Consider the following 22831-nt stretch of genomic DNA (forward strand, 5'->3'; position numbering starts at 1 on the left):
AGTGGTGCCACGCGGCGGCGTGCGCTACGTTCCCGCGCCCTTTCCCCTGGCATGACTGGATCCTCATCCGCCTCGAACCGCCTGGTCTGGTTGCTCGCCGCCGTTACCCTGGTCGGGTACGGGCTGCGTACCAACATCACGATCGCCCAGGAGCACATGGCCCCGGACCTGGGGCTGACCATGGCCGACATGGGGATCATCAGCGCGTGGGGATTCCAGTTCGTCTACGCCGTCTTCCAGCTCCCGGGCGGGTTCCTCGGCGACCGGTACGGCGCACGCCTCATCATGGGGCTCTCGATCATTGGCTGGAGCCTGGCGAACCTGCTCTCCGGCCTCACGGTCTCCACCGCTGGCCTCGCGTTCCTCTCGCTCTTCGCGACCCGGGTGCTGCTGGGGATGACACAGGCCCCGACGTTCCCGGTGGCCGCCCTTGCCGTCACCCGCTCGGTGCCGGCCAACCGTCGCGTCAGCGCCGTGTCGATCTACATTGCCAGCTCAATGCTTGGAGCGGCGCTTGCCCCGCTGACCCTGGCCCCGCTCATGGTCGCGATGGGATGGCGCGCGGTCTTCATCGCCAGCAGCGTAGTGGGACTCGCCATGGCGGTCGCCTGGTTCGCGCTCGCCCCCAACGATGCCCCGACGGCCACCGAACGCCCCGCCCGGCTGCTCGGCCTGCAGATGCGCGAGTCGCTTGCCCTGCTGCGCGATCGCAACCTCCTGGTCCTCTCGGCGAGTTACTTCTTGCACTCCGCCGTCCACTTCGTCTTTGTGTTCTGGTTCTTCCGTTACCTGACGGAGGGCCGCGGCTTCTCCGTGCTCGCCAGCGGGGGCTGGGGAAGCCTGCCCAATCTCATGGCCTTTGCCGTGGCCCCCGTCCTCGGCGTCGCCATCGACCGATGGAGTCGACGCATCGACGCACCGGTCGCCCGGCAGCGCGCCGCCATGGCCTCGCTGATCACCTCGGCCGTGCTCGTGACGATTGGGGCCAACCTCCCGAGCGCCACCCTGGCCATTCTCGCGTTAGGCGCTTCGGTCGCGCTGATCTCCAGCACGGAGTCCCCCTTCTGGACCACCGCCGCCGCTATCGGCCGCGACAACCCAGGATCAGCCGGCGGGGTCCTCAACCTCATGGGCAACCTGGGTGGTGTCGTCTCCATCTGGCTGGTGCCCCCCATGAAGGACGCCTGGGGATGGACCGCCATGCTGGGCTTCTGGGCCGCGATGCAGGTGACCGCTGCGCTGCTCTGGCTCCTGGTGCGACCGCCCGCACCCGCGCTCAGCGCACCGAACGCATCCCGTCCGTAAGCCAACGCACCACGTAGTCGGCGGAACTGGATCGACAGGCGACCAGGTAACGATCCGTCGCCAGGGGGAGCAGGAAGACGCCCACTCGCCCAAGCAGCGTTTGCGCACACTGCCCAACGCCAAACACATGCGGGCGCACGTCGAGGGCACAGCAGCTGGCGAGCACCTCACGCGCGCCCGGCCCGTACAGGGCAAACGCGACGCGCGAAGCAGAGGTGTCGACGACGGCGCCGTCCTCGCCGAGGGCCTCCCGCACAGGTCCAGCGGGAGGACCATCGCCGAGGCACACCCATTCGTCAGGCCGAAGGCCACACAGGAGGGCCCCGTCTGCGAGGCGCTGCACCTGGTTTGTGACGGGCAACGCGGCCACGCCGAGCGCGGCCGCGAGGCGGTCGTTGCCTTCACCGCGCGCACGCAGGGTAAGGCCGGGGCGCACATCAAGCGGCTCCAGCGTGGCCGCCGTGCCCGACGCCGACCGCATCAGCGCGACCAGGGACGACTCATCCATCGCGACGCGCCCCCCGGGGATCGTAGTGGACCGGGTCCACGATAGACACGGCGACGACGCCTCCGTCCAGCGGGACGTACAACGTCTCGCCCAGCCGCGCACGGCCGCCCTTGACGAGCGCCAGACCTAACGAGCGCCCGAGCGTCTCGCTCCACCGATACGAGGTGACGTGGCCGTCCAGCTGCATCGGGGGCGCATGGACCTTCCGCGTGAGCGCCGCGCCCTCGGGAATCACTTCGTCTCCGTTCCAGGGGGCGATCCCCACCAGCTGGGGGCGATCCTCCGCGAGCATCGCCGGTCGTCGCCACGATCTCTGACCGACGCACGGTTTGTCCTTGCCGACAAGCCAACCGAGCCCCGCATCGTGTGGCGTGGTCGTCCCTTCGGTGTCCTGCCCGACGATCACATACCCCTTCTCGATGCGCAGGGACTGCAACGCCTCGAGGCCGTACGGCGTCGCGCCCGCGTTGACGGCGGTGTCCCACACGACGGCGGCAAGGTCCCACGGCACGCTGACCTCAAATGCCAGCTCACCGGAGAAGCTCACTCGCGCCACGATGGCCTCGCCCACCCCGGGGATATCCGTGCGCCGCACGCCGAGGAAGGGGAAGGCCTCGCGGCTCGCGTCGAGCGCTGGCGCCACGCGTTGCATGACCTCCCGGGCCTTCGGTCCGGCGATGGCGACCGTTGCGTATTCCTCGGTGACCGGAGTCACCCAGACGCGACGGGTCGGCCACTCCGTCTGGAGCCACTCCTCCATCCAGTCCACGACGGCGGCTGCATGGCTGGTGGAGGTCGTCACGAAGAAGTGTTGGTCGGCCAGGCGCAACACCAGGCCGTCGTCCAGGACAGCGCCATCCATCCGGCACATCATGGAGTAGCGCCCCTTGCCCACCGGGATGGTGCCGATCCCATTGACGTAGAGCTGGTCGAGGAACCAGGACGCATCCGGCCCTTGCACGTCGATCTTGCCTAACGTCGACACATCGGCGACGCCGACGGCGGTGCGCACGGCCCGGCACTCGCGACGGATCGCCGCGTCCGGCGCCTCGAAGGGACGCGGGTAACACGACGGGCGCATCCACTGGCCGGCAGGCTCGAAGGTGGCGCCGAGCGCTTCGTGGCGATGGTGTAGCGAGGTCCGGCGGACGGGCTCGAACATCGCCCCGTGCGCGCGGCCAGCGAACGCATGAAAGGCCACCGGTTCCAACCGGCGGACGGCTCCCCGACGTGCCGATCTGGGACACCGGCTGGTCCAGGAGTGCGGCCGTCAGGACGCCCGCGTTCACGCGCGCACTGCGCCCCTGCTCGACCCCGGTGCCGATGAGGGTGTAGCGCTTGACGTGCTCGATGTGCGTGAGCCCGGCGGCCGCCGCACGCTCCACGCCGGCCACCGTCGCATCGCGATGCAGGTCCACAAACGAGCGGGACTCGTCGCCATCGGCGGACGGCACGCGCCACAGCTGGGCCGGCTCGTCCTCCACGACCGCAGGGACCACCGGCAGCACCACCTCCCGCGCCACGATCCCGCACGCGCCTAACGCTTCGCGCGCAGCCCGCACCCCTTCGTCCAGGCAACTCGCCGTGTCCCCGCGCCCGTTGGCGCCGCCCGCGATCCACTGCCCCGGCAACGGTCGCTCGGGCACGGCCGCACACCACCAGGCGTCGTACCGCGTGGCGCCACGGAGATGCAGGTGCAGGTTGATGTTCGGCTCCCACCCACCACAGACGGCCAGCAGGTCAGTCGCCAAGCGGACCCTGCCGTCCCGCGAGCGCACCCGAATGGCCGTGACCCTGCCCTGGGCGTCGCCGTCGGTTCCCTCGACGACCGCGCGATCGATGATCCGCAGCCCGGCCAGCTCGGCCCGATGGCGTAGCAGGCCGCTCCCCGGGGGACGCGGATCCACGATCGCGGCCACCTCCACCCCGGCCGCGTGCCACGCCAGCGCGGTCCGGTAGCCATCGTCGCTCGTGGTGAACACGGTCCCGCGTTCCGGAGCGAGCGCAAAACGCTCCAGGTAGTCGCGCGCTGCCGACGCCAGCATCACGCCAGGGCGATCGTTGTCCGAAAAGACCACTGGTCGCTCGAGCATCCCGGTGGCGTGCACGATCGCCCTCGCCCGAACCTGCCACAGGCGGCCACGCGTGGCGTCGTCGACGTCGCGCTGCAGGGCGACGATCCCATTCCCGTCGAGCAGCATCACTGCAGTGCACTGCGGGAGGAGACGCACGGCACCTAACGCGGAGCGGAGCTCGTGCACCACGGCGTCCTCCCCGTCGCGCAGGAGCGCCCCTCCTGGCTCCTGGCCCGCGTCGATGAGCATCACCTCCACGCCAGCCGCAGCCGCCGTCGCGGCCGCCGCCAGCCCCGCAGGACCGCCGCCGATGACCAACACGTCCACGTGGGCGTGGCGCTTGTCGAATCGCGCGGGGTCTTCGCCGTCCTGCAGGTAGCCCTTGGTGATCCGGTTCGCCCCCTCGAGCCGCATCCCGTCCACCAGTCGCATGGCCGAGAGCCGGACGAGCGGTTCCGTCACCCCGGTCTCGACCACCTGGGCAAACCCCGTCGGTTCCTCGAGGCCGGACGCCATGATCCCGCGCGGACGCCCCGCGCTGACACTCGTGCCAATGACGTCGACCCCGGCACCCAGCAGCGCCGACGCCGCCGTGTCCCCGGCAAAGCCAGCGTAGCGCGTGCCGTCGAACCAGAAGGACAACGGCCGCGTGCGATCCACGCGCCCACCACGCGAAAGCCGCCTCATGGCGCCTCCCCGATGGGCCGGACCTCGAGAAGCTCGTGCGTCAGCGTGCTCCGCACCACATGGAACCACTGCCGGCATCCTGCCGCATGCACCCACCGCTCGGCGTAGCTGCCTGCCGGGTTCGAGCGGACGTAGAGCACCCGGGCCCAGGTCGCATCATCGGCGTCTGGCGGGATGGGGACCCCCTCCCCGCCATACCGAAACTCCTCCTCCTCACGCGGCCCACACCAGGGACAAGGGATCTGCAGCATCAGTGCGCGCTCACTCCCGCGCCGTGCTCATCGATCAGGGCCCCGGTCGTGAACCGGTCCAGGGTGAAGGGGGCATTCAGCTCGTGGGGTTCCCCGGTCGCAAGCGTGTGGGCGAACACCCAACCCGATGCCGGGGTCGCCTTGAAGCCCCCGGTGCCCCACCCACAATTGAGGAACAGGTCCCGGACCGGCGTCACACCCAGGATCGGCGACGCGTCCGGTGTCATGTCGACGATCCCCGCCCATACACGCAGCACGTGGGCCCGCGCCATGATCGGGTACAACTCGAGCGCCGCCTGGAGCTGGTGCTCGAGGATGTGGAACGACCCGCGCTGTGCGTAGGACAGGTAGTTGTCGCGCGACGCGCCCATCACCAACTCGCCCTTGTGCGCCTGGCTCACGTACACGTGCAGCGCACCGGACATCACGACGCAGGGGAGCACTTGGTCGAAGATCTCCGAGACGAGGGCTTGCAGCGGGTAGCTCTGGATCGGGACGTCGAAGCCGGCGAGTTGCGTGAGCAGGGAGCTGCGACCGGCACCGACGAGCCCCACACGTCCCGCACCAATGCGGCCACGGGTCGTCACCACGCCGGTCACCCGCCCATCAACCTGCTCGAATCCCGTCACCTCACATCCCTGGATGAGGTGGACCCCGAGCGCGTGCGCCGCGCGAGCCAGCGCGAAGACCACCGCGTCATGCCGGGCGATCCCCGCGCGACGCTGCAAGGTCGCACCGTAGACCGGGTAGCGAACGTCCTCGGCGATGTTCACGATCGGGCAGAACTCGCTTCACCTCGCCCGGATCCAGCCATTCGGCATCGATCCCATGGAGGCGATTCGCATACATCGTGCGTTGTGCGACCGCGGCCTCGTGGCGCGAGTGACACAAGGTCAGCATCCCGCGCGGATCAAAGAGCACATCATGCCCCAGCTCGTCGCCCAGCGTCGCCCATAGCTGCAGCGAGAACTCGTAGAACGGCATGCTCTCCTCGCGCAGGTAGTTCGAGCGAATGACCGTGGTGTTTCGCACCGCGTTGCCATTGCCGATCCACGAGCGGTCGAGGACCGCGACGTTGGTGATGCCGTGGTTCTTCGCGAGGTAATACGCCGTGGCGAGTCCGTGCAGACCGCCGCCGACCACTACGACGTCATAAGCGGCGCGCGGCGTGGGGGTCGACCAGAGCCGGTCGGGGTTGTGGAACGCGTGCTCGCGCGGTGGGGACGTCACGGGCGGCAAGCTGTTCGCGTCACACGGCGGACGGAAGGGGTCCCGGGAATGAGAAACGGCGCCCCGGGGGGGCGCCGTTTCCACGATCGGTCAGAGCGGGCGATGGGACTCGAACCCACGACGTCCAGCTTGGGAAGCTGGCATTCTACCAACTGAATTACGCCCGCGTGGAAGCGTAAGGTAGGCCGACGACGGTCCGCTGGGTAGGGGGCCGTGGGGCCTTCCGGGGTCAGCCCGACCCCGACCTCACCATACAGGCTGCCCTCCCCGCCGCAGAGGGGACCAGCCCTCCCCCCGGGCTGGTCCCGCTCCGTCCGCGAGCCCCGGCGCCTACGGGACGACCTTCTGCTCGCCCAGCACGTAGCGAGCAAAAAACGCGTACTCCCGCTGCAGCTTGTCCACCATGTGCTTCGGTTCCTGGAGGCCATGCGGCTCGCGGGGGTAGAAGACCAGCTCCACGGGCACCTCGTTCTTCTTGAGCCCCATGTAGAGTTCCTGCGCCTGGCCGACGGGCACCCGCGTGTCGGCCTGGCCATGGAGGATGAGCGTCGGCGTCTTCGCATTCTTGATGTAGGTCATCGCCGACGCCTTCTCGTACTGCTGCTTCACATCCCACGGCTCACCGCCGTAGTAGCTCTCCAGGAGCGTCTGCAGGTCGTTGGTGGAGTACATCGAGAACATGTTCGTGAGCCCGGCCCCGACCATCACCGCCTTGAAGCGGTTGGTCTGGGTGAGGGTCCAAGCCGTCATGTACCCGCCGTAGCTCCACCCGCCCTGAGCGAGCTTCTCCGGATCGGCGATCCCGCGTTTCACGAGCTCGTCGATGCCGGTCTGGATGTCGCGATAGTCGCCGCCGCCCCAATCCCGCACGTTGGACAGCATGAACTTCTCGCCATAGCCCGACGAACCGCGCGGGTTGGGATAGAACACCGCCCACCCCTTCCCGGCCCAGGCATGCCCGGCGTTGTCGTACCAGCTCGCCGGGAATCCCTGCATCCAGACGCCGGATGGGCCGCCGTGGACCACGGTCACGGTCGGGTACTTCTTCCCGCGCTCGTAGCCGACCGGATACAAGAGAATGCCCTCGATCTCCATGCCGTCCGTGGACTTCCAGCGGACGACCTCGCTCGCGCCTAACGACCACGTCGCCACATGAGCATTGTGCGAGGTCACGGCACGCGGGGCAGCCCCGCTGGCTTCGAACAGGCCGACCTCCGGGCCGCGATCCAGCGTGGAGTAGGCCGCGGCGAACGTCGAACGGTCGCGAGAGAACGAGACGCCGTCCGACCCGAACAACCCGCCCAGCACGCCGGCGATGTTGGTCACCTGACGGGGCATGCCGCCGGCGGTGGGCACGGCGAACACCTGAGAGGTCGTGCCCGTGGTGGTCACGAACCAGAGCGACCGTCCGTCCGTGGACCAAGTCGGCGTCCCCGCTTCGTACAAATAGGAATCCGGGATCACGATCCGCGCCTGACCTCCGGAAGCCGGCATCACCGCCAACCTCGTATGGGCGATGATCGGCGCCGTGGCGGCGCGCGTGAGGAAGGCGAGCCATTGTCCATCGGGAGACCAACGGGCCGACCGGTCCGTGCCGAGGTTCTCCGTCAACCGCCGTTGCTGCCCGGAGCTCGCGTCCACCACCCAGACGTCCGACCGGTGCATGTCGTCGGCCCGCATGGATGGGACCGTCGTGTAGGCCAGCTGTCGGGAGTCTGGCGACCAGTCGATGTCGATGACGTCGAGGTCGCGCGCCACCAGCTCCTTCGCCTCCTTCGTGGCGACCGTAATGACCCAGAGCCGATTGTGCTTCAGGTTGAGGTCCACCGTAATGGCGTCTTCCCCGCCCTTCTGCCGCTTCTCCTCCTCCTCGGTCATCGCATACGGCGCGAGGTACGCAATCCGCGACCCGTCCGGAGACCAGCGGAAGTCGATGACCCCGCTCTTGCCGGTCGTCAGCTGTTCCGCCTCGCCGCCAAATGGCGAGAGCAGGAAGAGCTGCGGAGCACCCGCGCGCTCCGAGACAAAGGCCAGGCGCTGGCCATCCTCCGACCAGCGCGGGCTCCGGTCCTTCTTGTCGCTCGTGGTCAGACGCCGAGCCGGCGTGCCACCGTCCGCGGCCGCCAGCCAGAGGTCGGTGTCGGTCTTGTTCCCCGCCAGGTCCAGGGACTCGACGACATAGGCGACCTGTCGTCCATCCGGGGACACCTGCACGCCCGAGAGCTGCTTGAGGGTCAGGGCATCCTCGAACGTCATCACGCGCTTCGACTGCGCCTCAGCCACCGCGGAAACCACCAGGACCAGACAGGCCAGACCACGTCGCAACATGACTCCACCGGGTGTAAGGGGACGGCCAAATCTACCCCCCGTGTGACGCTTGCGCGCCGTCGTCGTCTGACCCAGTGTACTAGTACACCGATACACTTATCCGCCGTGTTCGACGCCATCGATCCCCGCAGTCCCATCCCGATCTACGCCCAGATCGCCACCCAGGTCCGCCTGGCCGTGGCGGCCGGGGAGATGCGTGGCGGCGACCCGCTCCCCTCGGTCCGCTCCCTCGCGGCCGACCTGCGGGTGAACCCGGCCACGGTGGTCCAGGCCTACCGCGAACTCGCCGCCGAAGGGGTGGTGGAGATGAAGCAGGGGGCGGGCTCGTTCATCGCCGCACTCGAGGCGGGGCAACGTCAACGCGTGAAGCGCGCCGAAGCCCGGCGCCTGGCCAGACAGTTCATCGAAACCGCCTCCCGAGCGGGGATCTCCACGGCGGAGCTACGCGCCGCCATCGACGAAGAAACCGGAGGACGCAAGGCATGAGCTTTCCGATTCATTTCTCCGACGTGAGCTGCCGGCTCGGCAGCGACTTCACCCTGCGCGACCTGACGCTCCGGGTGCCACAGGGAGCGATCTACGGCCTCCTCGGCCCGAACGGCTCGGGGAAGACCACGACGATCCGGCTGATCATGGGAATGTTGCGCGCGCAGGACGGGACGGTGGTCGTCGCGGGTCACACCATGCCTGACGATGCCCATCTTGCCCTGAGCGCGGTGGGGTACGTCCCCGAGCGGCCGCACCTGTACGCAGGGCTTACGGTGGACGCGACGCTGGCCTACCACGCGTCGTTCTACGCCACGTGGGACGCCGCACGCGCCACACAGGCGCTCGACGCCTTCGACCTCCGGCGAAGCCAGGTGGTCGGCGCCATGTCCAAGGGCGAAACAGGAAAGCTACAGCTGCTCCTCGCGCTCGCGACGCGCCCGTCCGTCCTCGTGCTCGACGAGCCCACCGATGGGCTGGACCCCGTGGCACGGCGTGATGTGTTGTCCACGCTGCTCGAGTACGTCGCCGACACCGGCGCCACCGTCCTCATCGCCAGCCACCTCGTGCACGAAATCGAGCGGGTATGCGACTGGGTGGGGCTCATGGAGGGCGGGCGGTTGATCCAGGAGGAGCCGCTCGTCGCCTTTCGTGACTCGCTGCGCCGGCTCCGCGTGGCGAATGCACCGGCAACGTTGGGCGCGGTGCCCTTCTCCATGGTGGCGCGCCGCGCGACCGGGCGCACGGAAGAATGGGTCGTGCGCGGGCACGGCGCCGACACCGAAGCTTGGCTGACGCGGAGCGGGATCGAGGTGATCGAGGCCGTCCCGCTCGACCTCGAGGAAACCGTGGTCGAACTCCTCCGCGCAACCCGACGCCCCCGTCCCACGGAGATTCGCTGATGTTCCGGGCTCACCTGACCGTGGCGTGGCAGTGGCTGCGCCTGCCGCTTGGCTTGCTTTCCCTCGTTGGTGCCGCGATCCCCGTGCTCGGCATCTCGTCGCCCTGGACCGTCAGCGCGCCGTCGGTCGACGCCATCCTCGCCTCCGCGGGCCTGGTGGGGATGCTGATCGCGCTGGTGGCCGTGCTCGCCGGGGCGATCACTGGCGACGTGTTGTGGCGCCAGGACGCGCGGCATGGCCACAGCTACGCGATGAGCCTGCCCATCCGGCGGGACACGTTCCTGCGGTACCGCGCCGCGTGCGGGGCACTCCTCCTGCTGGTACCGGCGATCGCGATCTTCCTCGGCATCGCGGCGATCAACGTGGGCGCAGCGCTTCCGCCTGGGGTGCAGACGTACGCGTGGGAGACGGCGTCGCGGGCCTGGGTGGTGATGGTCATGGCGCTCTCGCTCACGCTCGGCCTGCGCCTCGGCCTCGGGGTCCGCGGTCGACGCCTCTTGATGGGGGCGGCCATGATCTTGACGGTCGCCCTCTGGCTCGAGCCCCAGGTATCTGCGGGTCGACCCACGGTTGGTGCAGCCATCAGTGTGGTGTTCACGGGTCGCTATTCACCGTTTGCCGTGCTCTTCTCGGCGTGGCCGGTGATCGACCTGTGAGACCCCTCATCCTCGTCCCGCTCCTGGCAAGTGCGCTGGCCGCGCAGCCTAACGACGAACTCGCACTCCGCCTCCGTCGCCTGGACTCGCTGGCCGTCGTTCGCCTGCGGGAACTGCGTGCCCTCGACCAGGAGGACGTCACAGCCCGGCGACTCCACGCGCTCACGGTCGACGGGATCCAGGCCCTCGTGGATAGCGGCGTGGTGGCCCTGGCGGGCGAGGGACTTCGCCTCGGCCTCTCGGACGTCCGCGCGCGTGGGCAGGGCTGGCTGGAGCGCATGGGCGCCCAACTCGAGATCCGGATCGTGCCGGACCGGAACTCGGAGGCTGGCCTGCTCGCGCTTTCGGTCATCGCCTCTCATCGCGAGAATCCCGCCCTGAAGGCCGCGGTCGCCGTCGGTCGGCGAAATGCCACCGGGATCCGCCACGCCATCAACCGCGTCTTCGATCAAATCCTGCGCAACGGCTTCGACCACGAGCTCACCCGCTGGCTCGCTGCGGGTCAATGGCGGCGCAACTTCCGTTCGTCGGTCATCCTCGTGGACGGAGACACCTCGCTGTTTGGAGCGGCGGCACCAGGTGCGCCGGCTTGGGAGATCGCCCGGACGCAGATGGTGCGATCCCCGTCGGCCTCGTCACGCGACTGCCTAAACGGATCGGTCCCGGCGTGCGCGCGATCGCTCGGTCTCGGGGGCGAACACACGGCTCCGGTCACGTCGTGGTACGCGCCGTCTGACTTTCGATGGATCTCACACGTCGTGGCACGCGACGGCGACCGCGCGCGCCAGCGACTCGTCGGGGAGTGCGACCGCGGCGTCGTTACTTCGTGCGAGCGGATGGTCGCGACGACCCCACCAGGCCGCGCCGCCGCACCGCTGGCGACCGCAGATGTTCGCCGCGGACTCTTGCTGCTCGCGCTCGACATCGGTGGCCCCCAGGCGATCGATCGACTGCTCTCCAGCTCACGGCCACTCCCGGAACGACTCGGGGTTGTCGCTGGCGTCCCGGTCGACTCGCTCATCTCCACCTGGCGGGCACGCGTCGTGGCGACCCCGCAGGGTTCGCCGCCGGTCAGTGGCTTCGCCATCGCCGCGAGTCTCATGGCGGCCGCAGCGTTGCTCGCCCTTCCCCGATCGAGGAGTTGAGATGTCGCTCGTGATCGGACTCATCGTCCTCGGTGCGCTGGCGTGGCTGGTCCAACCGAGTGATGCCGAACGCCCTGGATCCCGCCGCGGCCTCACCCTGGCGCAGTGGTATCTCGCGGGGCTGGCGGTCTTCCTCGTGGTCCTTGCCTGGACCGTGGCGCCACGGAATTGGCTCGCCGGGCTCTCGCCGGAACGTGTGACTCGCATGGAGCGGGGCGCGGTCCTGGCCAGACGCTTTCGCGCTGTGATCGACGCGCGAGATGCGGCGCAGTCCGAAATCTCCGTGCGAGATGCGCAGCGTCGACTGCGTGGCGGGGAGCGCGCCTTCGTCCTGGTAGATACCGGGGTCGCGACGGCCGCCGCCACCTTCATCGACTCGCTGGTGCGCCTCGAGGCGCGCCGGCTGGAGATCTCGGAGATCGGCGTGCAGGTCTTCATCGCGGGTTCGCGATCCGACACGACTCAGGCGAGCGCGCTGCGCGTGCGCCGGCCCATCGACATGACCTGGTTACTTCCGGACTCGCTCAGGTCGCGCTGTCTCGCCGTGGTCCGCGTGAATCGCGCGCAGGTCGCCGAGTTGCAGTTGGCCTCGGTCACGTCGTTGCTTGGCCCCTGCGCCTTCGTGGGTCGGTTTGGACGACCTGGCGCCGCCGTGCGCCGGTGGCTGGAGGCGATGGAGTATTCCACGGCGGCCAATGCATCATGGGTCAACGCGGCAGTCCAGTCCGACCCCATGCGTGAGCGGCGTCTCCCGCGCTGGGACCTGACGGCGACACAATCGCGCTGCATCCTCGGGCACCGGGACGGTTGCCGCGCGATCCTCGCGCTCGACTCTAGCACCACGAGGGGCGTTGATCCCGAGTACTCGCCCCTCAACGTTCGGGATTTCTCGACGGCTGGCCCACGGCTCGGTCGCTACGAGCGCCTCTTCCTGAGCGACATGGTGCGAGCACTCGGTCCGGAACGCTTCGGCGAATTCTGGCGATCGGGGCGCGCTGCGGACTCCGCCTTTGCGACGGCCGCCGGGCACACGCTGGAGGAGGCCACGAGCCGCTGGATGCGCCAGTTCTACGACGACACCCCGGGCGGGCCCGCACGCCCGGCCCCGACCGGGATCGCGTTAGGCGCGGTGCTGGGGCTCGCGCTCCTCACATCCTATCGCGGCGCCCGACGACTCCTCCGCGACACCACCCGTCGCTGAACGCACGAGCGCCCGGCGTCGCGATGCGACCCGGGCGCCGTTTGACTTCGTTCAGAGCCAGCGGTCGGGATTGAACCGACGACCGCCCGATTACGAATCGGGTGCTCTACCACTGAGCTACGCTGGCACCTGCTGAATGCCCAAGAGCGGACTCGAACCGCTACGCCTTTCGGCACCACCCCCTCAAGATGGCGCGTCTACCAATTTCGCCACTTGGGCATACACTCGGTTTTCAAGCGGGGCTGACGGGGCTCGAACCCGCGACCTCCGGAGTGACAGTCCGGCACTCTAACCAGCTGAGCTACAGCCCCAATACCCGCAACTTCACCTGCATGACCCCAAGGGGAATCGAACCCCTCTCTGCACCGTGAAAGGGTGCCGTCCTAACCGATAGACGATGGGGCCAGGACCCCCGCACACACGATTGCTGACAGTAGCGGTAACGGGATTCGAACCCGTGTTCCAGCCTTGAGAGGGCTGTGTCCTAGTCCCCTAGACGATACCGCCAGCGATTTCCGGAGAGCCGTGAATGGTAAACGGCCACCCGCCCCTACTCCAGCCCCAGCCCTCAGCTCCACCCACCAGCCACCAGCATCTCTGACAGGCCAGGAGGGAATCGAACCCCCAACCGCCGGTTTTGGAGACCGGTGCTCTACCAATTGAGCTACTGACCTTCACCCAGCATGAAGCGACGAGCAACCAGCCTCGGTCCGATGCACACAGCCGTGTTCCCTTCGCTGGATGCTGGGGCCGTCTGCTGGTTGCTGCTTGCTACTTCAAGGGGTGACTGAGGGGACTTGAACCCCCAACCCCCGGAACCACAATCCGGTGCTCTAACCGGTTGAGCTACAGTCACCATACCGACCCTCGGAAACGGCCTCGACAAGCCGCCTGCGCCCGCCGAAACCAAACCGGGACCGGACCAACGATTTTAATGAGGGGCCGCATCATCCGACAGAGGCATTCCCCGACCACCGACGGCCGCACAGGCGCGGCCGCCCTTCCCTCAGTCCTTCGCCCGATCCAGGTACTCCCCCGTGCTCGGGTTGACCCGCACCCGCTCACCCGTGGCAATGAACTCGGGGACATTGATCGTCACCCCGTTTTCGAGCTTCGCCGGCTTGTACGAGGCCGTCTTCGTGGCCGTCTTCATCACCGGCGACGTCTCCACGATCTCGAACACCAGGTACTGCGGCAATTCGATCCCGATCGGGCGCCCGTCGTAATACTCGGCCAGGATCTCCATGTTCGGCACCATCCACTGGGCATTGTCGCCCAGTGCCTCGGCGTCCATCTCGATCTGGTCGTAGTTCTCGGTGTTCATGAAGTGGTAGGTATCCCCCGCCGCATACATGAACTGCAGCTCGTGCGTCTCCATCGACGCCTTCTCGATGGCGTCATCGGCCCGAAAGCGGTGCTCGAAGTTCGAGCCGTTCCGGAGGTTCTTCATCTTGGTCTGCACCATCGCCCGGAGGTTGCCGGGCGTGTGGTGACGAAAGTCGATCACACGGCAGGGATCGCCTTCATACACGATCACCATGCCCTTGCGGATCTGTGTGGCTGGAACGGCCATTAGGAGTACCGAAGCAGGTGTTGGAACTTGCCGCAAATCAAGGCAGCCAACAAACTTAGCCCGGTTCCTGCCCAGATGGTAGGCGGCAGATGGCAGACGGCAGCTCAGGCGTTGCTCACTGCGGCGCGTCAGTCCAGCGCCGGCGCCACTCGACTTTCGACCGGCGCCGGGGCAGGGTCAGCGGCCGGCCGCGGTGCCTGCCAGCAGGGCTTCCAGCGCCGGCCACAGGTTCCGGGCGACCCGCTGGGCCCCCTCGACGTTCGGGTGGATCCCGTCGCGTTGGTTCAGCCCGGCGACCCCGCCCACCCCGTCCAACAGGAAGGGGAACAGGGTGATCCCCTCTTCGCGGGCCACCTCGCCGAAGCTCTCGCGAAAGGCCGTCGTGTAACGGGCGCCAAGGTTGGGTGGTGCCTCCATCTGCACCAGGGCCACCCGCGCGTTCGGTAGCTCGGATTTCACCCGTCGCACGATGGCCTTGAGGTTCGCACGCGTCGAATCCACATCCAGGCCGCGGAGGCCGTCATTCGCCCCCGTCTCGATCACGACGGCGGTGAAGTCGTCCCGGAGCAGCCAATCGATCCTCCGGAGGGCCCCGGCAGAGGTTTCGCCGCTCAACCCCGCGTTCTGGATGGCGATGCTGTAACCAGCGGAGTCCGCCATGCGTTGCAGTACTGACGGGTAGGCGTCGTCCGGGTTGTCCAGGCCGTAGCCTGCCGTCAGCGAGGTGCCCACGAGGAGCACGGTCCCCTTCCGCACCGGCGCAGGCGCGGCGACCCCGACGTTCGGCTGGGTCACCCCGGCGCTATCGGTCCGGACCGTATCTTTGGTCGCCGTCCCACAGGCGGCGGCCAGCACAACCACACTTAGTCCACGACGCATGCTCGAAGCCCGACAGCTCACGAAGGAGTTTGACAGTGGCACCCACCACCTGACGGTCCTGCGCGACGTTTCGTTCCAGATCCCGCAGGGTGCCCTGGTTGCCATCGTCGGACCATCCGGTAGTGGGAAGACCACCTTGCTCGGGCTCCTCGCGGGACTCGACACCCCCAGCCGCGGCTCCGTCATCCTCGACGGCAGGGACATCACCTCCCTGTCCGAAGACCAGCGGGCCCAGTTGCGCGGGGAGAAAGTTGGCTTCGTGTTCCAATCCTTTCAATTGATCCCGACCCTCACGGCGATCGAGAATGTGCAGGTTCCGCTGGAGCTGCGGGGTGAACGGGGCGCCGACGTTCGCGCGCGAGACCTATTGACCCGGGTCGGACTCGCCGACCGCCTCGATCACTTTCCCTCGCAGCTTTCGGGGGTGAGCAACAGCGCGTGGCCATCGCCCGCGCCTTTGTGAACCAGCCCAAGATCCTCTTTGCTGACGAACCCACGGGCAACCTCGACGGCACCACCGGGGCAAAGATCGTTGCGCTCCTGGAGGAGCTGAATCGCGAGTCCGGCTCCACGGTCGTGATGGTGACTCACGACCTCGGCTTGGCGGAGCGCACCCAGCGGATCATTCGGCTCGCGGATGGTGTCGTGGTTGAGGATCGTCCGGCCAGCGCGATGCTCGGTGCCGCGGTGGAACCTGTCGCGACGGTCGCTCCGTGAGCGCCCCCGCCCCGCGCAAGGCGCCGTGGAGCGTCCTCGCCTCGCTCGCCTGGCGGGAGTCACGCAGCACGCGCCGCCGGCTCCTGCTGTACATGTCCTCCATCTCGTTAGGTGTCGCCGCGCTCGTCGCGATCGACTCCTACGCCGAAAACGTCACGCGGTCCGTCCGCGACCAGTCGAAGTCCCTGTTCGGGGGCGACGTGGCCCTCTCCCCGCGCGGCGCCTTCACACCGGCGGCGGATTCGCTGATCGATTCCCTGGCGGCCGCAGGGGTCACCGTGGCGCGCGAGACAGCATTCGGCTCCATGGCCCTCGCACCGCGCACCGGCAACACGCGACTCTCGCAGGTCCGAGCTGTCACGGCGGGATTCCCCCTGTACGGCGACGTACTCACGAGCCCGGCCGGGGTGTGGGGGCGCCTGCACGATGAGCGCATCGCCATCGTCGATCCGGCGCTCCTGCTCGCCCTCGGCGCAGACGTCGGCGATTCGCTCCAGGTCGGCTATACGACGTTCCATATCGCGGCCTCGCTGGCCAGCGTCCCCGGCGATGTGGGATTCGCCTCGACGTTCGGGCCGCGGCTGTACATCAGCGACCGGTTCGTGGTCGACACGCGCCTGCTCACCTTCGGTAGTCGGGCGGACTACGACGCCTTCATCCGCCTGCCGGCAGGGACCAACCCGGACACCTGGCTCGACCCGTTCCGTGCGCGCTTTGATTCCGTCGGGGTGCGCGCGCGCACGGTCACGCAGCGCGAGAATTCCCTCGCCGATTCCATCGACCAGCTGGCCGATTTTCTCGGGATCGTGGGGCTCATCGCCTTGCTGCTCGGTGGTGTTGGAGTCGCGAGCGGAATCAACGCCTGGGTCGCGCGCAAAATCGACATTGTCGCCGTCTTGCGCTGCGTCGGCGCCACGAGCCGGCAAGTCATGTGGATCTACGCCACGCAGGCCGCGGTGATGGGACTGGTCGGTGCCGCGGCCGGTGCCGCGCTCGGGGTCGGCATCCAGTTCGGGTTGCCGCGGCTCATCAAGGACTACCTGCCCGTGGACGTGACCGCGAGCGTCGAGCCCGTGGCGATCGGCTGGGGCATCCTGCTCGGCGTGTGGATCGCCCTGGCCTTTGCGCTGCGCCCGCTGATCGCGATCCGCCGGATTTCGCCGCTGCAGGCGATCCGCCGCAACGTGAACCCCATGGAGCGCCGAGGGACGGACTGGAGCCTGGTGCTGGTGAACGCGTTCATCGCGGCCACTGTGCTCGCTATCTCGGCCACGCGTTCGCAGTCCCTGCGCGAGGTGGCCGCCTTCAGCGGTGGGATCACGGTGGTGGTCGTGGCATTGTGGGCAAGCGCCGTGGCGCTCTCCCGCGGGGCGCGGCGTGCCATGCGTGCGGGGTGGCCGTATGTCGTGCGCCAGGGGGTGGCGAACCTGTACCGGCCGGCGAACCAGACCCGGGCGGTCGTCCTGTCGTTAGGCTTCGGCGCCTTCCTCGTCTCCACCCTGTACCTCGTGCAGGGCAACTTGCTCAAGCAGATCTCGCTGACCCAGATGAGCTCGCGGGCCAACCTGGTGCTCTTTGACGTCCAGGGGGACCAGATCGGCGGCGTGGACTCCATCGTACGGAACACCACGGGGGTCGAGCTGGTGCAGCGCACGCCCATCGTGACGATGCGCGTGGCCGCGCTGAATGGGGTCGAGGTGCGGCGACGGTCCAACGTGGCGGACACCCTCTCTCGCGAAGGGGCCGCGGCGAGCGACTCGGGTGGGCGACCTGGCGAACGCGGAGAACGACAGGGTCCTGGCGGCTGGGCCGCGCGACGCGAATACCGCTCCACTTACCGCGACTCCCTCACCAGCACTGAGACCCTCGTCGCGGGGAAGTGGTTCGGTCAGTCCAAGCCCGGTCCGGGTGAGCCGGCCGAGGAGGTCTCACTCGAACTCTCGATTGCCGATGACCTTGGGGTGACCATCGGCGACGTGATCACCTGGGATGTGCAGGGGGCGCGCGTCAACACGCGCGTGACGTCCCTTCGCGAGGTGAATTGGGCGCGCTTCGAGACGAACTTCTTTGCCGTGTTCCCGACGGCGACGCTGGAGAAGGCTCCGCAGACCTTCGTGGTGCTCGCCGCGGTCCCCGAAGGACCGACGGTAGGGCAGATCCAGCGTGACATCGTGCGGAAGTACCCCAACGTGGCCGGGCTCGACTTGTCCCTGGTCCGCAAGACGATCAGCGAGATCTCGTCGCGCGCAACCGTGGCGATCCGTTTCCTGACCCTCTTCTCACTCGCGATGGGGATCCCGGTGCTCTTCTCGGCGGTCGCTGCCACTCGGCGCGAGCGCGTGCGAGAAGGGGTACTGCTCAAGACACTCGGCGCGACCCGTCAGCAGATCGGCCGGATCCTCTTCTCCGAGTATGCCCTGCTGGGCGTCCTCGGCTCGCTCACCGGAATGGTGCTTTCCATCGGTGGAGCCTGGGCCATCATGCGGTGGGTGTTCGAGCGGCCATTTGAGCCAGCGCTCGGCGCGGCCACCGGTATTGCGCTGGCCATGTTGGCGATGGCCGTAGGGATCGCGTTCCTCTCGGGACGCGACGTGTTCAGGGAGACCGCGATGGCGGCCCTGCGCGAATAACGCCGCCGTTCGTCAGTTCAGCCGGACCACCCAGAGGCGCGCGCCGGAGGCCGTCATCGGAGAACCCCCGGGGTTTCGCAAATTGACGTTCACTGGTCCCGCCCCACCGGCGAGTCGATGCGTATAGTAGTTCCCTGATCCCGACAGGACCGGCGAGGTGAAGCTCCCGGGAAATGCGGTGAGCAGAAGAGGATACGTGTTGTTGTTGACCCCCTTCATGGCGTCCGCGAGGTCCCAGCTCGAATACAGGAACTTCGGGTCCAGCCCGGGAATGGCGCGATTCTCGGCGTAGTTCGCGACGAGCCATCCCCCAATGATCTCATCGAACGGGGCGCCCGTGCGCAGCATGAGGTTGGTGATGTCGGTCTCAGGCCCGGCGGCCAACTTGCGGAAGAAGGCTCGCGCATTGCCGCCCGAGTACCGATCCGCCGCGTACCGGACGAGGGCCCAGGCGGCCCCGCGGTGAGCCAACTGGTCGCGGGCGCGGTCCGAGGTCGGGGACGCGGTATCCGGCCTCAACATCCAGAGCCGGAAGCGTGTGAGGTTCTGGCGATAGAATGCGAGGAAGTCGGCCTGATTGGCCGCGGACGGATTGATATCGGCCGTGCGCAGCGACTGAAAGTCGCCGAACCCACTGATGGTGCGTCCCACCGCTTCTTCGGCGAAATGCGAGAGCGCCTCGTTGAGCCACGGGGTCTCGAACGCCTTCACCGCCGGGTTGTACTGGCGCACGCCCTGGTTGATCATGTGCTGGAACTCGTGCGCGATCGTGCCGCGGCTCACTTGCCGCACACCGGCCGTGGTCCGCGCGTTCCCGTTGATCGAACCGGTCGGGTCCGGCGCGAGGAGATAGAAGATCTCCTGCTCATTGGTCTGGTTGCGGCAGTCGTTGGTCGTCGGGTAATCGGAGCGCTTGAGCAGGTCGCCACCAAAGAAGAACCCGCCGACGATCCCGCCGCTGCCCGCTGGCGTGAGTTTGTTGACTTCCGGAGTGTAGACGATGCTGATCCGGGCGTCGCTGTTGATGTCCGTCGGGGCCCCGAACCAGAGCGTGTCCGCCGCATAGATCTTGGCGTCGAACTCCTGGCCAATCTCGGTGTAGTCGGTGGTGCTCATGCGGCCGGTGGGAGACGCGACATCTTCCATCAGCGTGGCCCGCGCCGAGACCGCCTTCACCACGGCGCGGATGGCGATAAAGTCGCGGCAGATCCCCTTCCCGGGGCTGAGGTTCGGAACGCGGATGGCGACCGTGTCACCCACCGCAGCCACGGCAGCGGCGGATACCGAGCGCAGCGCGGCATCACGCACCGCGCCGGCCGGACGCGACTGCATGTAGTCGAGCGCATCGGTCGTCACCTCTCGTTCGAACTCGCGCAGGCGCTGCTCGACGCCATCCCGGAAACCCATGGCCTGCAGGGCGGCGATGTCGCGCGGGTCGCGCAGGCCGTACGCGTCGGTGCTGACCTGGGCTGATGCGCCGGTTCCCGAGAGCGAAAAGGAATACGCAAGCGTGTCGTCCTGCTTCGCCTGCGCATTCCCCACGATGAACAGGTAGTCCTGGGCGGCCGTCGCCCCGGGAAGCGTCGCACAGCCAAAGGCCGTGCTTCCGCGAAGCCTGCGCACCTCGCCCGGTGCGTAAGCGGCTTGACCGGTGCAAGGGTTGGCATCGACCTCGTATGTGAGGGACGCTGTGGCCGTCCCGGATCGGCTGGTAATCGTCGTCGAACCCACGGCGCGGCCCGTCACGTATCCCGCGGCGGACACCGTGGCGACCGAACTGTTGGAGGAGGACCAGGTGACCGCCGCTCCCTGAACGGTTTGTCCATTGCCGTCGATGACCCGTGCCGTAAAGAGGACCGAGTCCCCCACCAAGCCAAAGCTGGCCGCGGACGACAGGTTGAGGGTGGTCACCCCAGCGTCGGGGCCCGAGCCATCCGACTTGCAGGCAGCGGTCGCCAGGGCGACCAACAGCAGGTAACGACGAGAGAACATGCGTCCTGTGGGTAGGGTGCCTGAGGGTGACACGTCGACGCGGGTCGTACCCCGCCCCGACCGTAAGGTGCCGATGGACCTATCGGGCGGGTTCGATCCGGAAGAAATCGACCCCGGCCGCCTGTTGTCCAAGCTCCAGGGTGGCGACGCTCCGTCGCGCCGCCAGGTCAAAGACCTCGAGTATTCCCGCCTCGGAGCCCCGCCCTTCCTCGGTCACAAAGGCATAGCGGTTGTCGGGGGAAACCACGACACCGTGCACCACGCCCTTGAAGGTCGGGAGGGTCACGAGCTCCGTTCCCCCGGCCGTCTCGTAGATCGTGATCGACTTTGCCCGCTTGTTCGTCGCCACCAGGAGCTTGCCGTCGGGGGACACGGCCAGGTTGTACACCCCGTCCTTGGTGTTCCAGCGGCGCGTCATCTTCCACGTGGCAAAGTCGATCTCCACGATCTCGTTCGACTTGTTGCACGCGACGTACACCTTGTCGCCACGCGCCGAAGGCTGCGCCCAGGTGGGTGAGCACTGCACGCTACTCGCCATCGACATCGCGCTGTCGTGCGACATCCCGGCGGTGGAATGCCCGGCATGGCTCATCGCCCCGGGTGGACCCTGCATCCCCATCTCGGAGCCGCGCGCGAGGAGGAAATGACGCGACACCTCCAGGGTCCGCGTGTCGATCTCCGTCAGCATGTCGTCCATCATGCACGCCGAGTACTGGTGGGTCCCGGCAGTGTTGATGCGCGAGCCATGCGGCATGGTGCAGGTAGTGATCCGCGCGATCTCCACCATCTCATCGGTCGAGACCACGGACACCGAACTCGGCACCATCTCGCCGTGGAGGTTGAAGTTCACGACAAAGGCGAGGGCACCGTCCGGGGTGAGCTGCACCGTGGCGGGGAAGAGTCCGAGGGTCGCGCGTCCGGCCACCGAGTCCTTCGCCGTGCTGTATTTCCAGAAGGTCCCGTAGGGCGTCCCGTGCGCGATCGAGATGTAGTACCACTTGCCGTCGGGGCTGACCGCGACGCCGTGCGGGCCGTTGATCTCCGTGGGCATCATTCCGACCCGTTGTTCGCGCTCGATCCGAATCCCGCGGGGACCGAAACGGACCAGGGCCGCCTGGTCGGCCGACTCCGCCACCGTGAACAGCAGGTAATCCTGGGTGGGAGGGGCGACGACCGGGGTGGGCGCTGACGCGGGGACGTTGGCGACGGGTGACGGCGTGGCCGGGGGCGCCGCGGAAGCACAGGCGGCGGCGCCGAGGGCGAACAGGGCTCTGAGGGACAGCATGCGCACGCGGGAAGCAGGTGTCAGAAAGGTCGCAGCCGCCCAAAGATCGGGGTAGTGCCTACTTCCCCGACCGAAGGGTGAAGCTGCCGCCAAAGCGCACGGTCGTGACGTCTTCAGGTACGGAGTACAACTCGCCGGTGAGCGCGAAACGCGGGGACACGCGGTAGGCACCACCCGCAAAGGCGGCGAGCCGGGTGAGGGAGACCTCGAGGCGGGTGTCGTCCACGTTATTGAGCGCGTCGACATACCCGACCTCGAACTCCGGCGAGAGGGCGGTCAAGCCCGCACCGACGTAGGTGCTGAACCTCGACGCACGCGTCCCGAACGAGAGCAGCGCCTCGCCCCCGACCATGTTGGGCTTGTACGTATCGTCCGACGGCTTGAAGGCGTAGCAGTTCCCGGTCGGTTGGTTGCTCTGGATGACGTCCTTCGAGCAGGTGATCGGGCCACCGACCTGCCCGAGGGTGGTGTGCCCCCGGATGCCGAGTGCGACGGAACCCGTGAGGGACCGCGTATAGCTCAACGCGAGCGAGAGGAGGTTGGGCGTGGCATCCAGCACGGTGATGGGCGGGAGGTACATCGCCTCCACCGCAAAGCCGCCACCGAGGCCGATCGCCACGCGCGGCCGCGGGAAGACGGGCGACAACTCGGTGTTCTCCGTCTTGTTGTTGTTGTAGCACTTCTCCGGCCGCGTAATCTCCGCGCTCGGCGACGGCACGTAGGTCACGTCGAACGAGACGCGAATTTCCCCCGCGCGCAGTGCGCCCGCGTTGCCCGACGGCGAGAAAGCGATCGGCGCAGCAAAAAACGCCATCATCTTCGCCTCGTTACTGTCCTCCCCGGCTTGCAGACCCCCTGGGCACGAGCGACCTGCGAGACCACGGCAACCAGCACAATCGAACGGACGATGGACATGGGAATTCCTGGGATGGGGGATCGTTCGCCCTGCGGGGACCTCGAGCCTGCTGGAACCACGACACG

The 22831-nt window shown here is 67.9% G+C and carries 19 protein-coding genes, 8 tRNA genes and 1 pseudogene; 9 read left to right on the forward strand and 19 right to left on the reverse strand.

Going from position 1 to position 22831, the window contains the following annotated elements; genetic code table 11:
* Positions 1–51 precede the first annotated feature (51 nt).
* Positions 52–1305 (forward strand): MFS transporter, encoded by a 1254-nt coding sequence (locus tag IPK85_20400; protein MBK8249734.1) that lies wholly within the window; start codon positions 52–54, stop codon positions 1303–1305.
* Here the strand turns inward: IPK85_20400 and IPK85_20405 are convergent.
* The 7 genes and pseudogenes from IPK85_20405 to IPK85_20435 form a co-directional block, all read right to left on the reverse strand.
* Positions 1277–1813: a sarcosine oxidase subunit gamma gene (locus IPK85_20405; protein MBK8249735.1), complete on the reverse strand. Its 537-nt coding sequence runs from the start codon at positions 1811–1813 to the stop codon at positions 1277–1279. The two genes, IPK85_20400 and IPK85_20405, sit on opposite strands and share 29 nt — an antisense overlap.
* Positions 1806–2408 carry a hypothetical protein gene (locus IPK85_20410; protein MBK8249736.1) on the reverse strand — a complete coding sequence of 201 codons (603 nt, stop codon included), beginning with the start codon at positions 2406–2408 and terminating at the stop codon, positions 1806–1808. The genes IPK85_20405 and IPK85_20410 overlap by 8 nt, the downstream gene beginning before the upstream one ends.
* A complete protein-coding gene (locus tag IPK85_20415) occupies positions 2344–4653 on the reverse strand; it encodes a (2Fe-2S)-binding protein (protein MBK8249737.1) in 2310 nt (769 codons plus the stop codon). The genes IPK85_20410 and IPK85_20415 overlap by 65 nt, the downstream gene beginning before the upstream one ends.
* On the reverse strand, positions 4572–4826 hold the full coding sequence (locus IPK85_20420; protein ID MBK8249738.1) for a sarcosine oxidase subunit delta: 255 nt from the start codon (positions 4824–4826) through the stop codon (positions 4572–4574). Before IPK85_20420 ends, IPK85_20415 begins: the two co-directional genes overlap by 82 nt.
* Positions 4826–6065: pseudogene (locus IPK85_20425) on the reverse strand (sarcosine oxidase subunit beta family protein). The gene IPK85_20420 and the pseudogene IPK85_20425 overlap by 1 nt, the downstream one beginning before the upstream one ends.
* A gap of 85 nt (positions 6066–6150) precedes the next feature.
* Positions 6151–6223: transfer RNA gene (locus IPK85_20430), tRNA-Gly, on the reverse strand.
* 163 nt (positions 6224–6386) lie between these two features.
* The gene (locus IPK85_20435) at positions 6387–8384 is read right to left on the reverse strand and encodes a S9 family peptidase (protein ID MBK8249739.1); all 1998 of its coding nucleotides are present in this window, start codon (positions 8382–8384) and stop codon (positions 6387–6389) included.
* A gap of 105 nt (positions 8385–8489) precedes the next feature.
* On the opposite strand from IPK85_20435, the gene IPK85_20440 reads away from it, so the two are divergent.
* The 5 genes from IPK85_20440 to IPK85_20460 are packed head-to-tail and all read left to right on the forward strand — an operon-like array spanning position 8490 to position 12774.
* The gene (locus tag IPK85_20440) at positions 8490–8870 is read left to right on the forward strand and encodes a GntR family transcriptional regulator (protein ID MBK8249740.1); all 381 of its coding nucleotides are present in this window, start codon (positions 8490–8492) and stop codon (positions 8868–8870) included.
* Positions 8867–9772, forward strand: a complete 906-nt coding sequence (locus tag IPK85_20445) for an ABC transporter ATP-binding protein (protein ID MBK8249741.1) — start codon at positions 8867–8869, stop codon at positions 9770–9772. The genes IPK85_20440 and IPK85_20445 overlap by 4 nt, the downstream gene beginning before the upstream one ends.
* On the forward strand, positions 9772–10428 hold the full coding sequence (locus IPK85_20450; GenBank protein ID MBK8249742.1) for a hypothetical protein: 657 nt from the start codon (positions 9772–9774) through the stop codon (positions 10426–10428). Before IPK85_20445 ends, IPK85_20450 begins: the two co-directional genes overlap by 1 nt.
* Entirely contained in the window at positions 10425–11573 is a 1149-nt protein-coding gene (locus IPK85_20455; GenBank protein MBK8249743.1) for a hypothetical protein, read from the forward strand. Before IPK85_20450 ends, IPK85_20455 begins: the two co-directional genes overlap by 4 nt.
* A 1-nt stretch (position 11574) precedes the next feature.
* Entirely contained in the window at positions 11575–12774 is a 1200-nt protein-coding gene (locus tag IPK85_20460; protein ID MBK8249744.1) for a hypothetical protein, read from the forward strand.
* A gap of 55 nt (positions 12775–12829) precedes the next feature.
* On the opposite strand, the gene IPK85_20465 is transcribed toward IPK85_20460, so the two are convergent.
* The 9 genes from IPK85_20465 to IPK85_20505 all read right to left on the reverse strand — a co-directional run bounded on the left by IPK85_20465 (position 12830) and on the right by IPK85_20505 (position 15226).
* Positions 12830–12901 (reverse strand) — tRNA-Thr (locus tag IPK85_20465).
* A 10-nt stretch (positions 12902–12911) separates the two neighbouring features.
* Positions 12912–12993: transfer RNA gene (locus IPK85_20470), tRNA-Leu, on the reverse strand.
* Between the two features lie 18 nt (positions 12994–13011).
* Positions 13012–13085, reverse strand: a tRNA-Asp gene (locus tag IPK85_20475).
* Positions 13086–13107: 22 nt separating this feature from the next.
* Positions 13108–13179: transfer RNA gene (locus IPK85_20480), tRNA-Glu, on the reverse strand.
* 29 nt (positions 13180–13208) lie between these two features.
* A tRNA-Glu gene (locus IPK85_20485) sits at positions 13209–13281 on the reverse strand.
* Positions 13282–13375: 94 nt separating this feature from the next.
* Positions 13376–13448, reverse strand: a tRNA-Trp gene (locus tag IPK85_20490).
* 108 nt (positions 13449–13556) lie between these two features.
* Positions 13557–13630 (reverse strand) — tRNA-His (locus tag IPK85_20495).
* 150 nt (positions 13631–13780) lie between these two features.
* The gene (gene efp, locus IPK85_20500) at positions 13781–14347 is read right to left on the reverse strand and encodes an elongation factor P (protein MBK8249745.1); all 567 of its coding nucleotides are present in this window, start codon (positions 14345–14347) and stop codon (positions 13781–13783) included.
* A 177-nt stretch (positions 14348–14524) separates the two neighbouring features.
* On the reverse strand, positions 14525–15226 hold the full coding sequence (locus tag IPK85_20505) for an arylesterase (GenBank protein ID MBK8249746.1): 702 nt from the start codon (positions 15224–15226) through the stop codon (positions 14525–14527).
* Here IPK85_20505 and IPK85_20510 point away from each other — a divergent pair.
* The 3 genes from IPK85_20510 to IPK85_20520 are packed head-to-tail and all read left to right on the forward strand — an operon-like array spanning position 15225 to position 18573.
* Positions 15225–15689: an ATP-binding cassette domain-containing protein gene (locus tag IPK85_20510; protein ID MBK8249747.1), complete on the forward strand. Its 465-nt coding sequence runs from the start codon at positions 15225–15227 to the stop codon at positions 15687–15689. The genes IPK85_20505 and IPK85_20510 overlap by 2 nt on opposite strands.
* Complete coding sequence (locus IPK85_20515) at positions 15665–15943, forward strand: hypothetical protein (GenBank protein MBK8249748.1); 279 nt, start codon at positions 15665–15667, stop codon at positions 15941–15943. The genes IPK85_20510 and IPK85_20515 overlap by 25 nt, the downstream gene beginning before the upstream one ends.
* Positions 15940–18573, forward strand: coding sequence for an FtsX-like permease family protein (locus tag IPK85_20520; GenBank protein ID MBK8249749.1), 2634 nt, complete (start codon positions 15940–15942; stop codon positions 18571–18573). The genes IPK85_20515 and IPK85_20520 overlap by 4 nt, the downstream gene beginning before the upstream one ends.
* Positions 18574–18585: 12 nt before the next feature.
* Here IPK85_20520 and IPK85_20525 read toward each other — a convergent pair whose 3' ends face one another.
* The 3 genes from IPK85_20525 to IPK85_20535 all read right to left on the reverse strand — a co-directional run bounded on the left by IPK85_20525 (position 18586) and on the right by IPK85_20535 (position 22667).
* The gene (locus tag IPK85_20525) at positions 18586–20565 is read right to left on the reverse strand and encodes an Ig-like domain-containing protein (protein ID MBK8249750.1); all 1980 of its coding nucleotides are present in this window, start codon (positions 20563–20565) and stop codon (positions 18586–18588) included.
* A gap of 79 nt (positions 20566–20644) precedes the next feature.
* Entirely contained in the window at positions 20645–21850 is a 1206-nt protein-coding gene (locus tag IPK85_20530; protein MBK8249751.1) for a YncE family protein, read from the reverse strand.
* A 58-nt stretch (positions 21851–21908) separates the two neighbouring features.
* The gene (locus IPK85_20535; protein ID MBK8249752.1) at positions 21909–22667 is read right to left on the reverse strand and encodes a hypothetical protein; all 759 of its coding nucleotides are present in this window, start codon (positions 22665–22667) and stop codon (positions 21909–21911) included.
* Between the last annotated feature and the right edge of the window lie 164 nt (positions 22668–22831).

The sequence above is a fragment of the Gemmatimonadota bacterium genome (assembly GCA_016712265.1).
GTDB lineage: Bacteria > Gemmatimonadota > Gemmatimonadetes > Gemmatimonadales > Gemmatimonadaceae > RBC101.

Bases quoted from the DNA above. Each gene is read 5' to 3' on its own strand.
- IPK85_20400 (MBK8249734.1), top strand. From the start codon at position 52: ATGACTGGATCCTCATCCGCCTCGAACCGCCTGGTCTGGTTGCTCGCC.
- IPK85_20405 (MBK8249735.1), bottom strand. From the start codon at position 1,813: ATGGATGAGTCGTCCCTGGTCGCGCTGATGCGGTCGGCGTCGGGCACG.
- IPK85_20415 (MBK8249737.1), bottom strand. From the start codon at position 4,653: ATGCCGGCAGTGGTTCCATGTGGTGCGGAGCACGCTGACGCACGAGCT.
- IPK85_20420 (MBK8249738.1), bottom strand. From the start codon at position 4,826: ATGCTGCAGATCCCTTGTCCCTGGTGTGGGCCGCGTGAGGAGGAGGAG.
- IPK85_20435 (MBK8249739.1), bottom strand. From the start codon at position 8,384: ATGTTGCGACGTGGTCTGGCCTGTCTGGTCCTGGTGGTTTCCGCGGTG.
- IPK85_20445 (MBK8249741.1), top strand. From the start codon at position 8,867: ATGAGCTTTCCGATTCATTTCTCCGACGTGAGCTGCCGGCTCGGCAGC.
- IPK85_20450 (MBK8249742.1), top strand. From the start codon at position 9,772: ATGTTCCGGGCTCACCTGACCGTGGCGTGGCAGTGGCTGCGCCTGCCG.
- IPK85_20460 (MBK8249744.1), top strand. From the start codon at position 11,575: ATGTCGCTCGTGATCGGACTCATCGTCCTCGGTGCGCTGGCGTGGCTG.
- efp (MBK8249745.1), bottom strand. From the start codon at position 14,347: ATGGCCGTTCCAGCCACACAGATCCGCAAGGGCATGGTGATCGTGTAT.
- IPK85_20510 (MBK8249747.1), top strand. From the start codon at position 15,225: ATGCTCGAAGCCCGACAGCTCACGAAGGAGTTTGACAGTGGCACCCAC.
- IPK85_20505 (MBK8249746.1), bottom strand. From the start codon at position 15,226: ATGCGTCGTGGACTAAGTGTGGTTGTGCTGGCCGCCGCCTGTGGGACG.
- IPK85_20525 (MBK8249750.1), bottom strand. From the start codon at position 20,565: ATGTTCTCTCGTCGTTACCTGCTGTTGGTCGCCCTGGCGACCGCTGCC.
- IPK85_20530 (MBK8249751.1), bottom strand. From the start codon at position 21,850: ATGCTGTCCCTCAGAGCCCTGTTCGCCCTCGGCGCCGCCGCCTGTGCT.
- IPK85_20535 (MBK8249752.1), bottom strand. From the start codon at position 22,667: ATGATGGCGTTTTTTGCTGCGCCGATCGCTTTCTCGCCGTCGGGCAAC.